The organism is Micromonospora sp. NBRC 101691 (genome assembly GCF_030269285.1).
Classification (GTDB): Bacteria; Actinomycetota; Actinomycetes; order Mycobacteriales; family Micromonosporaceae; genus Micromonospora; species Micromonospora echinospora.
This window is the reverse complement of the sequence record NZ_BSTB01000013.1, coordinates 1-12,216: the sequence shown is the minus strand read 5'-3', so window position 1 is coordinate 12,216 and position 12,216 is coordinate 1. Positions and strand designations below refer to the sequence as shown.

Here is a 12,216-nt window from a genome sequence, read left to right as displayed (position 1 = left end):
GTCAGGCGGGGCGTCGGCCCAGCGCGTCCAGCTCGCGCAGCCCGGGGGTCTTCTGGATGACCGCCGTGAAACTGACCTTCTCGCTGGCCGCGGTGAGCCCGGCGAGCACGGCGAGGATCCCGGCCCGCCCGACCGGACCCGTCCGGGCGGCCAGGGCGACGCCGAGCAGCGCGCCGAGCGCGTTGGCCCCGCTGTCGCCGAGCATCACCTGCTCGTCGAGGTCGTCGCGGATCAGCCCGGCGGCGGCGCCGACCGCTCCGGCGGCCAGCCCGCCGTGCGGACCGCGCAGCAGCGGCGTACCGAGCAGGATGCCGGACTTCAACGCCCGGCCGGGACGCAGGTCGAGCAGGTTGAGCAGGTTCGCCGTACCGGCCACCACGCCCGCGCCGAGCAGCACGTCGGTGGTGCGGCCCACCGCGCCCAGCCGCTGTCGCCGCCGGTGCGCGGCGACCTGCGGGTCGGCGGCGAGCAGCGCGGCGGCGGCGAGACCGGCCGCGCCCACCCCGACGACCTTCACCAGACCGGCGGTGAGCATGCCCTCGCGCAGCGCGGTGAGGTGGCCGGCGAAGCCCTTCGCGGCCTTCTGCTCCGGCCGGGCGCCCACCACGTCGTCGTAGAGCCCGACCGCGCCGGCCCCGAGCCCGGCGACCAGCGCGGCGGCGCCGGAGGCGGGGCTGGCCGCGCCGAGCGCCCCGGCGGTGGCCGCGCCGGCGGCGAGCGCCGGGCCGGCGGCCAGGGTGACGGTCTGTCCCCGGAAGTTGGTGCGCTCCAGCGCCGGCCCGACCGGCGAGCTGCGGACCTGACCCAGCAGGTGCCGGGCGGCGAGCGCGCCGGCCCCGGCGGCCAGCAGCCGGGCGGTACGGTTCCACGCGCTCACGCCGACCACCCCCACCGGTACGCGGGACGGGAGGATCCGGGCATCAGGGCGCTGCGTTCGCTCACTGGGGCAGTTTAGGCACCAGCGACGCGGCGTTGTCGCCGACACCGTAGTGCCCCGCCTTCTTCTCGTTGATCTGCTGCACCAGCGCCATCACGGCGACCAGTTGGCCCTGCACCGTGTTGCCGTTGTCGACGGTGGAGATGGCCTGGGAGAGCACCGGGTCGCCCCGGACGACGGCGACCACGTTGTTGCCCGCCGAGCCGTTGCCCGCCACCACGATCGTGCCGGCCCGGTCGAACTGCTCGGCCATCTTCACCACGGACTCGTCCTTACGGTCGGCGTCCTTGTCCACGTACGGCTGGCCACTGACCAGCACGACCGCCTCGGCGGCGCCGGTGACCGGCTCGGCGGAGGTGACGTAGCCGGCGTTGGCGTACGAGGCGAGCACCGCCTTGCGGTCCGCCTCGGTGACCACCGGGGTGCGGTCCAGCAGCACGTTGGCCAGCAGCGCGCTGGAGGTCTCCACGCCGTGCGAGTTGACGGGCAGGTTGGCGGTCGGCGCGCCGGTGGGACCGGCGGCGTTCGCCGTCAACTCCAGCAGGGCGTTGTTGTTGTCCGGGCTGACGAACTTGTCCTGGACGTCGAGCCGCCCGGTGACCGTGGCCCCGGCGGTCTGGAGCATCTTGACCACGCCCTCGGTGTGCTCGCGACCGGTGGGCAGGCCGACCACCAGCACCCGCTTGCCGGTCAGCGTGCCCGGCAGGAACGCCTGGGCCATCTCCGCCGCGAAGTCCTCCTCCAGCTCCATCTCGCGTTGCAGGTTGTTGACCGCCTGGCGCATCTGCTGGTTGTCCTTGCTGAGCGAGTTGACCCGCTCCTTCAGCGAGTCGGCCACCGGCCCGTTCAGGGCGGCGGTGCCGACCACCAGGCCGATCGCCAACGCCAGGAAGACCGCGGTCAGGGACACCACGTGGTAGCGGAAATTGATCACGCCTACAGCCTCTTGATCGGTCGGGAGCTAGAAGAGCTGGCCGAGCTGGAACACGAAATTGTCCCACCACTCCGAGGCCACGCCCAGGTACGCCTTGCCGACGGTGGAGACGGCCACCGCCGAGGCCATCGCCGCGACCGCGGAGAGGACCAGGAGCAGCAGGGAGGACCCCGAGATGCTCTGCCGGTAGAGCCGGCTGACCCCCTTGGCGTCGACCAGCTTCCCGCCGACCTTGAGCCGGGTCAGGAAGGTCGAGGCCATGCCGCCGCGCCCCTTGTCGAGGAACTCCACAAGCGTGGCGTGGGTGCCGACGGCCACCAGCAGCGACGCGCCCTTCTCGTCGGCCAGCAGCATGGCGAGGTCCTCGCTGGTGGCGGCGGCGGGGAAGGTCTGCGCCGGCACCCCGAGCCCGTTGACCCGGGCCAGCCCCGGCGCCCGCCCGTCCGGATACGCGTGGACGATCACCTCGGCGCCGCAGCGCAGCACGTCGTCGGTGACCGAGTCCATGTCCCCGATGATCATGTCGGGGGTGTAGCCCGCCTCGACCAGCGCGTCCGCGCCGCCGTCCACGCCGATCAGCACCGGCTTGAACTCCCGGATGTACGGGCGCAGCACGTCCAGGTCGTCCTTGTAGTCGTAGCCACGGACCACGATCAGGCAGTGCCGGCCCCGCATCGAGGTCTGGATCTCCGGCACGCCCACCCCGTCGAGCAGCAGGTCCCGCTCCTGCTTGAGGTAGTCCATGGTGTTCGCCGCGAACGCCTCCAGCTGGACCGACAGGCCCTCCCGCGCGTCGGCCATCGCCTTGGCCACCGTCTCGGCGTCCTGGAGGGTGCCGTGGGCCACCGGATCGTCGCCGACGTAGACCGTGTTCCCCTCGATCCGGACGACGTCGCCCTCCCGGATCCGCTGGAAGACCCCCTCCCCTAGGTCGTCGAGGAGGGGGATCCCGGCGGACACCAGCACCTCCGGCCCCAGGTTCGGGTAGCGACCCGAGATCGAGGGCTTCGCGTTGAGCACGGCGGCGACACCGACGGCGACCAGCGAGTCGGCCGCCACCCGGTCCACGTCGACGTGGTCGATCACCGCGATCTCACCCGGCCGCAAGCGGCCGACCAGTCGCTTCGTCCGGCGGTCCAGGCGCACGGTACCGACGAGGGAGCCCGGTTCCGTGCTCCGGTTGCGGCGCAAGGTGGGTAGACGCATCGTGACCATCCTGGCATGGGAGGCAGGGTTTTCCGTCGCGACATGCCTGAGCAGGGCCGCCTACCCAGGGAAGCACAGGTGAGCGCAGCCCGGTGTGGCTGCGCTCACAGATCCGAGGTCACGGCCGCCGTTCCCGCGCCGCCACCGCCAGCAGTTCTTCCGCGTGGGCGATACCCAGATCGGAATCCGGCAAACCCGCGAGCATCCGGGCCAGCTCCCGGGCCCGCTCGGTGTCCTCCACCACCCGGACGCCGCTGGTGGTCACCGCGCCCCCGGTGTCCTTCGCCACCACCAGATGCCGGTCGGCGAACGCGGCCACCTGCGGCAGGTGGGTGACCACCAGCACCTGGTGACTGCGGGCCAGCCGGGCCAGCCGGCGGCCGATCTCCACCGCGGCCTGCCCGCCCACCCCGGCGTCCACCTCGTCGAAGACCAGCGTGGGCGGACCGCCGGAACCGGCGAAGACCACCTCGATGGCGAGCATCACCCGGGACAGTTCACCCCCGGAGGCGCCCCGCTGCAACGGCAGCGCCGGCGCGCCCGGGTGCGCCAGCAGTCGCAGCTCGACCTCGTCGGCGCCGTCCGGCCCGACGCCGACCTCCGTACCGCCGACCTCCAGGGTCGGTTCGCTGCGCCCCGGCGTCCGGGGCAGCACCGCCACCTCGATCCGCGCGTGCGGCATCGCCAACCCGGCCAGCTCGGCGGTGACCTTCTCGGCGAACCGGGACGCCGCCTCCCGCCGGGACGCCGACAGCCGGGCGGCCAGCTCGGCCACCTCAGCCGCCAGCCGTTGCCGCTCCCGGTCCAGCTCGTCGAGGACGTCGTCGGAGGTGTCCAGGTCGGCCAGGCGGGTCCGGGCACGCTCCGCCCAGGCCACCACACCGTCGACGTCGTCGGCGTACTTGCGGGTCAGCGTGCGCAGCGCGGCACGGCGCTCGTAGATGGTCTGCAACCGGGCCGGGTCGGCGTCCAACGCCGCGAGGTAGCCGGACAGCTCCGCCGAGACGTCCCCGACCAGGGTGGCCGCCTCCTCGATCCGGCCCGCCAGGTCGGCCAACGCCGGATCGGTGCCGGCCTGCGCCTCCAGGGCGCGTCGCGCCACCCCGAGCAGCGCGGTGGCGTCCGCCACCTCGTCGGTCGGCTCCGCGCCGCCGGTCACGCACTGGTAGGCGGTCTGCGCGGCGGTGCGCAGCCCCTCGGCGTGCTCCAGCCGCTGCGCCTCCGCCTTCAGTTCGTCGTCCTCGCCCGGCTGCGGGTCGACCCGGGTGATCTCGTCCAGCCCGAGCCGGAGCAGGTCCGCCTCCTGGTGGCGTTCCCGGGCGTTGCGCCGCCGGTCGGCCAGGTCGTCGACCACCCGGCGCCACCGGGTGTACGCCTCCCGCAGCTCGTCGAGGAGCTTCTCGTGCTCCGGGCCGGCGAACCGGTCCAGCGCGGCCCGCTGCTCGGCCGGCCGCAGCAGCCGGAGCTGGTCGGACTGGCCGTGCACGGCCACCACTTGCTCGCCGACCTCACCGAGCATGGCCACCGGCATGCTCCGGCCGCCCAGGTGCGCCCGGGAGCGGCCCTCCACGGTGACCGTACGGCTCAGCAGCACCGAGCCGTCCTCGTCGGGCTCGCCACCGGCGTCGACGACCCGGGCGTGCACCGACGCGGCGACCCGCCCGGTCAGCCGCAGCCGTCCCTCGACCACCGCCCGGCCCGGCTGGGCGCGCACCCGACCGGCGTCGGCCCGGCCACCGAAGAGGAGCCCCAGACCGGTGACGACCATGGTCTTGCCGGCACCCGTCTCGCCGGTGATGACGTTCATGCCGCCGGTCAACGGCAGCGTGGTGTCGTCGATGACGCCCAGTCCGGTGATGCGCAGCTCCTCCAGCACAGCCACCGACAGTAGACGCGGCCCCCGACAGTTGACCAGCCGGCGGGCCGGGTCGTCGCCTGAGCTGCGACGTCGTACGGCCGCCCGGCACCGGGCTCAGCGGCGCCCGCCCCGCCAGCCGTGCACGGGCAGCCGGAACTTCGCCACCAGCCGATCGGTGAAGGACCGCGCCCGCAGCCGCACGATACGCACCGGAAGCGAGCCGCGCCGGACGGTGACCCGCGCTCCCGGCGGCAGGTCGTACACCCGACGCCCGTCGCAGCAGAGCACGGCGAGCGTGGTGAACGGGTCGACGGTGATCGAGAAGATGGAGGTGGGCGCGGTCACCAGCGGCCGGCTGAACAGGGCGTGCGCGCTGATCGGCACCAGCAGCAACGCCTCCACCTCCGGCCAGACCACCGGGCCGCCACCGGAGAACGCGTACGCGGTGGAGCCGGTGGGCGTCGCGCAGACCACCCCGTCGCAGCCGTACCGGGACAGCGGGCGACCGTCCACGTCGACCAGGAGTTCGAGCATCTGCGCCCGTTCTCCCTTCTCGACGCTGATCTCGTTGAGCGCCCACGACTCGATGGTCGGGCCGCCCTCGAACTCGGCGGTGACGTCGAGGGTGAGCCGTTCGTCCACCGTGTAGTTGCGCTCGACCACGTCCCGGACGGCCAGGTCCAGGTCGTCGATCTCGGCCTCGGCCAGGAAACCGACCTTGCCGAGGTTGATCCCGAGCAGCGGCACCTTCGCCGGGCGGGCCAGTTCCGCCGCCCGCAGGAACGTCCCGTCCCCGCCCAACGCGAAGACGATCTCGGCTCCCTCGGCCGCCGCCGGCCCTTCCACCGGCACCACACCGGGCAGGTCCAGGTCCTCCGCCTCCTCGGCGACGACCCGCACCTCGAACCCGGCGGCGATCAGGTCCGCCGCCACCGCCCGCGCGTGTTCGGTGCTGCGCCGGCGGCCGGTGTGCGTCACCAGCAGCGCCGTCCGGTCCACCGGGTCAGTCGCGCCCACCACGCCGCGCCTCCTGTCCGACCACCGCACTCCTCGTGCCCACCGAACCCGGCCTCTCGTCCCCGACCACGACCGCGCGGGCCCACCCCGCGCTCACTGCGCCGATCCCTCGGTCCCGGCCCGGGACTCGACCGCGCCGGGACCCGCGTCCACGGGAGCGAACTCCCCCGGTGGCCGCGGACCGGCGAGGACCACCGACCGGACCCGATCGGCGTCGGCCGACGGGGCGTCCCGGCGTAACCATACGAAGAATTCGACGTTGCCGCTGGGCCCCGGCAGCGGGCTCGCCGCCACGCCGGCCAGGCCGAGACCGAGGTCCGCGGCGGCGGCGGCCACGTCGAGCACCGCCTCGGCCCGCAGCAGCGGATCCCGGACCACACCACCGGAGCCGACCCGCTCCCGCCCCACCTCGAACTGGGGCTTCACCATCAGCGCCAGGTCGCCGTCGGGCCGGGTGCAGCCGGCCAGAGCCGGCAGCACGAGCCGCAGCGAGATGAACGAGAGGTCGGCCACGGTCATCTCGACCGGCCCGCCGACCGCCTCCGGGGTCAGCGTGCGCACGTTGGTCCGTTCGAAGACCCGCACCCGGTCGTCGTTCCGCAGCGACCAGGCGAGTTGCCCGTAGCCGACGTCGACGGCGACCACCTCGGCAGCGCCGGCGCGCAGCAGCACGTCGGTGAAACCGCCGGTCGACGCGCCGGCGTCGAGGCAGCGCCGGCCGGCGACCGGCAGGCCGGTGAAGGCGGCCAGCGCGCCGGCCAGTTTGTGGCCGCCCCGGGAGACGTACTCGGAGGTGGGGTCCTCGCCGGTGACCCGCAGCGCGTCGGCGGGGTCGACCATCGCGGCGACCTTGCGGGCGACCACCCCGCGCAGCTGGACCCGGCCCGCCTCGACGAGGGCGGCGGCCTGCTCGCGGGATCGCGCCAGACCACGGCGGACGAGTTCGGCGTCCAGCCGGTTACGACGTGCCATGGGGTGGTTCTCCGGTCGGATCAGGTCTGGTCGATGGTGGCGAGGGTTTCCCGCAGCGTCTGGTACGCCGCCTCGTAGTGGGCGACCTGCTCGGCGGGGGCGAGCGCCGCCGCGTTGGCGACCGCCCGCACGGCGGCGTCGACCGCCGGGTGCCGGGCGTCGTCCCCGTCCGGGTCGATGTCCTGGTCAGCCGGCCCGGGACGGAGTCCGGACGGCGGTCCCGGCCGGGGGCCACCGCCGGGCGGTCCCGGCCGGGGCCCGTTGGTCGGCGGTTGCGGACGGAAGCCGCCCGCCGGCGGGCCGGGACGGAAGGGAGCGCTCACGACCGGCCCCGGCGACGCCGCCCGGTCATCCGGCCGCACCCGGCCCCGGTTCGTCAGCGGTCGTCCCGGGGGCCGCCGTCTTCTTCGCCGTGGCCTTCTTCGCCACCGCCTTCTTCACCACGGCCTTCTTCGCCGGGGTACGCACCTCGAGCCGCGTCTCGTCCTCCCCGGTGGTCCGGCTGACCGTCGCCGGAGCCTTCCTGGCGACCGTCTTCTTCGCCACGGTCTTCTTCGCGACCGTCTTCTTCGCCACCACGGTGGTGGTGGGCGGTCGCTCCGCGCCGGCCGGCTCGGACGCCGACCTCGCCTCGCGCAGCTGCCGCTCCAGCTCGTGCACCCGTCGGGTCAGCTCGGCGACCTCGTCGGCGGTGGCCAGCCCCACCGCGCCCAGCGCCCGGTCCACCTCGAACCGGACCAACTTGGTCAGCGACTCCCGGTTGGCCGCGCTGGTCGCCACCAGTTCCTCGGCCAGGGCCTGCAACTGGGCGGCGGTCGCCCCGCCGGAGCCGACGACCCGCCGGACCGCGTCCTGTGCCTTCTTCCGGGGCGCCTCCGTGAGGCCCATGGCCAGCTCGAGGTAGGCGCGCCACGCGTCCTGCATACCTGAGTCCTTCCGCGGGATCGGGATGTGCTGGTGTCACGCTACCGGGCCGGCGGACAGCGTCCGTGCGGTACCGTGCCGGGAGCGGACGTGGCGACGAGGTGAGGGGACGACGGTGGCCAGCGTTGACGAGTGCCGACAGGCGTTGCGGGACCTGGCCGCACGGCTGGATGCGAACGCGGACAAGGTCCGCGAGCGCATCGACCTGGACCGTACCCTCGCCTGCCGGATCACCGACCTCGACACGGCCTTCCACGGCCGGCTCACCGGTGGCCGACTGGTCGACCTCACCGACGGTGACGACCCGAAGGCCAAGATCGCCCTGAGCACCACCGGCGACGACCTGCTCGCCCTGGTCCGGGGAGATCTCGACGTGACCCGGGCGGTGGCGTCCCGCCGAGTGTCCGTCAAGGCCAACCCGTTCGACCTGATGAAGCTCCGCAAGCTGCTCTGACCGACCCGGTCACGAGGACGCGGCCACCCCGCCCGACCTGGTCGGACGCCACGCCTCGGCCCGGTCGGCCGGCGGCCTCCCCGGTCGGGCTCCCTCGGCCGGGCACGCACCGGCCCGACTGGCCGGCGGTCCCGGGTCGGGCCGTCTCAGTCGGGCAGGCCGAGGGCCCGCAGGGCCCGCTCGGCGGCGGGTGAGACCGCCCGGACCGGCAGCAGCGCCGCCTCCGCCGTGGACCAGGCCACCGCACAGAGCGCGGCCAGGGCGTCCAACGGCCGACCCGACCCGCTCACCTCGAGCGCGTCGTCGGCGACCGCGACGGACCACCCGCCGGCCGTCGCCTCACCCGGCACGCGCACGACCGCGTCCGGGTCGAAGAGCCCCGCCAGGTCGACCGAGACGTACGTCGGCCGGGCCTGCGGGGGCGCGGCGAGCAGGTCGGCCACTCCGTGGACCCCGGTCAGCACCAGCAGACTCGGCAACCCGGCCCGGCACGCGCCCTCGATGTCGGTGTCCAGCCGGTCGCCCACCACCAGGCATCCCGCACCGTCGGCACGCCGGGCGGCGGTGGCGAACAGCGCCGGCTCCGGCTTGCCCACCACCAGGTCGGGATCCCGGTCGAGAGCGGTACGCAGCGCCGCGACCAGCGCGCCGTTGCCCGGCAACGGCCCCCGAGGGCTGGGCAGCGTACGGTCGGTGTTGGTGGCCACCCAGGTGGCGCCGGCACGGACGGCGACCGCCGCCTCGGCCAGGTCGGCCCAGCCGACCTGCGGGCCGTACCCCTGGACCACGGCGACCGGTTCCTCGTCGGCCCGGCCGACCGGGCGCAGACCCACCGCGCGGATCTCCGCCCGCAACGCGTCAGCGCCGACCACCAGCACCGCCGCGCCGGCCGGTAGTCGGTCCCGGAGCAGCTCGGCGGCTGCGGCGGCAGAGGTCAGCACCTCGTCCGGCCGGGCCGGCACCCCCATGCCGGTGAGCAGTTCGGCGACCTCCGAGGAACGCCGGGAGGCGTTGTTGGTGGCGTACGCGACGAGGTGGCCACCGGCGCGCAGCCGGCTGACCGCCTCCACCGCGCCGGGGATCGGCCGGTCGATCAGGTAGATCACCCCGTCGAGGTCGAAGACCACCAGACGGAACCCGTCGACCAGCCGCTCCCCACCGCCCTTGCTCACCGCCGGTCCGCTCCCGGCGTTCCGGGGGACTCCTCCGACGTCGCGTCGACGGTCCCGGCCTCCGTGGCCACCTCGTGCCCGGCGGCATCCGACGCCACGACACCCTCGGCGACCCCTGGGTCCCCGACACGTCCGGCGTCCTCGGCGGGCTCGCCGTCGTCCCCGACCGCCCCGGCGTCCCGGTCGCGCTCGACCTCGTCGGTGACGGTGGTGTCGTCCTCCGCCCGGACGGTCTCCGACGCGTCCCCGCCGGCCGCGTCCTCGTCGGCGGACACCTCGTCGTCCTCGTCCTCGTCGCCTTCGAGCACCACCCCGTCCAGCTCCAGCAGGCGCTCGGCGGCGTCGGTCTCGGCCTCGGGGTCCGCCTCGGCGGCGCGGGCGAACCACTCCCGTGCCTCCTCGCGCCGGTCCGCAGCCAGCAGCGCGTCGGCGTAGGCGTACCGCAGTCGCGCGGTCCACGGCTGGACCTGGTCACCGGTCAGCTCGCGCACCTGGAGCATCGCCACGGCGGCGTCCTTCTGTCCGAGGTCCCCCCGGGCACCGGCGGCCACGATGAGCAGCTCGATCGCCGTAGCCGGGTCGAGACTGTCCCGGTCGGCGCCCCGGAACAGGTCGATGGCCCGTTCCGGACGCTCCAGCGCCCGCTCGCAGTCGGCGAGCACCGCCAGGTGGCTCTGCGACCCGGTCATCCGGTGGTACGTCCGCAGCTCGGCGATGGCCGTCTGCCACTCCCCGGCGTGGTACGCGGCCAGCCCGACCGCCTCTCGTACGGCGGAGATGCGGGCCGCGAGGCGGCGGGCCGCCAGCGCGTGCGCGAGCGCCTCGGTCGGGTCCTCGTCGATCAGCTGGCCGGTCGCCACGAGGTGCCGGGCGACGGTCTCCGCCACCGGCTTGGCGAGCGAGAGCAGCTCCGCCCGGACGGCGGTGTCGAGGTCGCTCGCCACGATCTCGTCCGGCAGGGCCGGTGCCTCGGCGCGACCGCCGTCCGCCGGCTCCCGCCGATCCTCGCGGCGGCTGTCCCGACTCTCCGGCCGGCCGTCCCGGTCATCGCGACGGGGGCCGCCGAAGCGGTCACCGTCCCGACGACGGTCGCCGAACCGGCCACCGTCGTCCCGGCGCGGACGATCGCCGTAGCCTCCCCGGTCGCCCTCCTGGTACGCGCGCGGCCGGTCCTGGCGGCGGTCCCGGTCACCGTCGCGGAAGCCTCCGCCCCCGCCGCGACCGCCCTGCTCACCACCGCGGAAGCCGCCCTCACGGCGGTCGCCGCCCCGGAAACCGCCCTCACGACGGTCACCGCCCCGGAAACCGCCCTCCCGGCGGTCGCCGTCGCGGGAGTAGCCCTCACGCGGACCCGAGCGGTAGCCAGCGCCCTCACCCCGGTCGTCGCGGCGGAAGCCGCCCTCACGACGGTCACCGCCCCGGAAGCCACCCTCGCGCGGAGCGCGGTCGTCCCGACGGAACTCCCCGCCCTCACGACGGAACCCACCCTCACGCGGACCACCGGAGCGGAAACCACCCTCACCACGGTCATCCCGACGGAAACCGCCCTCACGGGGCCCACGGTCGTCCCGCCGAGGCCCGCCGTCACGGGAGCCACGGTCGTCCCGACGGAACCCGGTGTCGCGGGACGGTCCGCTCCGGAAACCGCCCTCACGGCGGTCGCCACCCTGGAAGCCGCCCTCACGACGGTCACCGCCCCGGAAGCCACCCTCACGCGGAGCGCGGTCGTCCCGACGGAACTCCCCGCCCTCACGACGGAACCCACCCTCACGCGGACCACCGGAGCGGAAACCACCCTCACCACGGTCATCCCGACGGAACCCACCCTCACGGGGCCCACGGTCGTCCCGCCGAGGCCCGCCCTCGCGGGAGCCACGGTCGTCCCGGCGGAACCCACTCTCGCCACGGGCGTCGCGACGGAACCCGCTTTCACGGTCGCCGCCCCGGAACGAACCGCCACGCTGGCCGCCGGAGCGGAAACCACCCTCGGTCCGGTCGTCCCGGCGGAAACCACCGTCACCACGGTCGTCGCGGCGGAAGCCGCCCTCGCGGCGCTCGCCGCCCCGGAAGCCACCCTCACGCGGGGCCCGGTCGTCCCGACGGAAGCCGCCCTCGCCACGGTCGTCGCGACGGGAGTCACCGCCCTCGCGCCGGAACCCGCTGCCGCCACGGTCGTCCCGACGGAAGCCTCCGTCCCGGCGGTCGTCGCCACGGAATCCGCCCGGACGGCGTTCGTCGTCGCGGCGGTAGCCGCCAGGGCGGCCGTCACCGTCGCGGCGGAAGCCACCGCCCTCCCGGGATCCTCCGTCGCGCGGCCCGGACCGGAAATCGCCGGTTCGGCGGTCGTTGTCGCGGAAGCCGCCCTCACGACCACCGCGGTCCGCGCCGTGACCGCCACGCTGTCCAGCGGAGCGCGGGTCACGGTCGCCACGGTACGGCGGTCGGTCGTCCCGGCGCGGCGACCCCTCACGGCCGCCTCGGCGGTCGGTACGGTCCTCGTACCGACGGGGGCGGTCCCCGCCCTGGGGTCCTGAACTCACAGGTACATCCTTCCTCAGTGCGCCACAAACGGCACTACGCAGTCGAGGGCCGACCCCATTGGGGCGGCCCTCGACTGAAAGAAGTCCGGCGGTGTCCTACTCTCCCACACCCTCCCGAGTGCAGTACCATCGGCGCTGGAGGGCTTAGCTTCCGGGTTCGGAATGTAACCGGGCGTTTCCCCTCCGCCATGACCGCCGTAAC

General features: G+C 74.7%; 11 protein-coding genes and 1 rRNA gene. 1 reads left to right on the top strand and 11 read right to left on the bottom strand.

Features of this window, described 5'->3' with window-relative positions; all coding sequences use genetic code 11:
- Position 1 precedes the first annotated feature (1 nt).
- The 8 genes from QSK20_RS19805 to QSK20_RS19770 all read right to left on the bottom strand — a co-directional run bounded on the left by QSK20_RS19805 (position 2) and on the right by QSK20_RS19770 (position 7,848).
- Positions 2–877, bottom strand: a complete 876-nt coding sequence (locus QSK20_RS19805; RefSeq protein ID WP_285790087.1) for a hypothetical protein — start codon at positions 875–877, stop codon at positions 2–4.
- A gap of 61 nt (positions 878–938) precedes the next feature.
- Positions 939–1,871: a copper transporter gene (locus QSK20_RS19800; RefSeq protein ID WP_285790086.1), complete on the bottom strand. Its 933-nt coding sequence runs from the start codon at positions 1,869–1,871 to the stop codon at positions 939–941.
- 27 nt (positions 1,872–1,898) lie between these two features.
- Positions 1,899–3,077 carry a putative cytokinetic ring protein SteA gene (steA, locus tag QSK20_RS19795; protein ID WP_088985979.1) on the bottom strand — a complete coding sequence of 393 codons (1,179 nt, stop codon included), beginning with the start codon at positions 3,075–3,077 and terminating at the stop codon, positions 1,899–1,901.
- 118 nt (positions 3,078–3,195) lie between these two features.
- Positions 3,196–4,953 carry a DNA repair protein RecN gene (recN, locus tag QSK20_RS19790; RefSeq protein WP_285790085.1) on the bottom strand — a complete coding sequence of 586 codons (1,758 nt, stop codon included), beginning with the start codon at positions 4,951–4,953 and terminating at the stop codon, positions 3,196–3,198.
- Between the two features lie 96 nt (positions 4,954–5,049).
- Positions 5,050–5,934, bottom strand: coding sequence for an NAD kinase (locus QSK20_RS19785; RefSeq protein ID WP_285790236.1), 885 nt, complete (start codon positions 5,932–5,934; stop codon positions 5,050–5,052).
- Between the two features lie 111 nt (positions 5,935–6,045).
- On the bottom strand, positions 6,046–6,924 hold the full coding sequence (locus QSK20_RS19780) for a TlyA family RNA methyltransferase (RefSeq protein ID WP_285790084.1): 879 nt from the start codon (positions 6,922–6,924) through the stop codon (positions 6,046–6,048).
- A 20-nt stretch (positions 6,925–6,944) separates the two neighbouring features.
- Positions 6,945–7,247: a hypothetical protein gene (locus QSK20_RS19775; protein WP_285790083.1), complete on the bottom strand. Its 303-nt coding sequence runs from the start codon at positions 7,245–7,247 to the stop codon at positions 6,945–6,947.
- 25 nt (positions 7,248–7,272) lie between these two features.
- On the bottom strand, positions 7,273–7,848 hold the full coding sequence (locus tag QSK20_RS19770; RefSeq protein ID WP_285790082.1) for a phasin family protein: 576 nt from the start codon (positions 7,846–7,848) through the stop codon (positions 7,273–7,275).
- A 115-nt stretch (positions 7,849–7,963) separates the two neighbouring features.
- On the opposite strand from QSK20_RS19770, the gene QSK20_RS19765 reads away from it, so the two are divergent.
- Positions 7,964–8,302 carry an SCP2 sterol-binding domain-containing protein gene (locus tag QSK20_RS19765; protein WP_285790081.1) on the top strand — a complete coding sequence of 113 codons (339 nt, stop codon included), beginning with the start codon at positions 7,964–7,966 and terminating at the stop codon, positions 8,300–8,302.
- A 146-nt stretch (positions 8,303–8,448) separates the two neighbouring features.
- On the opposite strand, the gene QSK20_RS19760 is transcribed toward QSK20_RS19765, so the two are convergent.
- From QSK20_RS19760 to rrf, 3 genes are all read right to left on the bottom strand, one after another.
- Positions 8,449–9,474 (bottom strand): HAD-IIA family hydrolase, encoded by a 1,026-nt coding sequence (locus QSK20_RS19760; protein WP_285790080.1) that lies wholly within the window; start codon positions 9,472–9,474, stop codon positions 8,449–8,451.
- On the bottom strand, positions 9,471–10,382 hold the full coding sequence (locus QSK20_RS19755) for a tetratricopeptide repeat protein (protein ID WP_285790235.1): 912 nt from the start codon (positions 10,380–10,382) through the stop codon (positions 9,471–9,473). The genes QSK20_RS19760 and QSK20_RS19755 overlap by 4 nt, the downstream gene beginning before the upstream one ends.
- 1,715 nt (positions 10,383–12,097) lie before the next feature.
- A 5S ribosomal RNA gene (gene rrf, locus QSK20_RS19750) occupies positions 12,098–12,214 on the bottom strand.
- Positions 12,215–12,216: the final 2 nt, after the last annotated feature.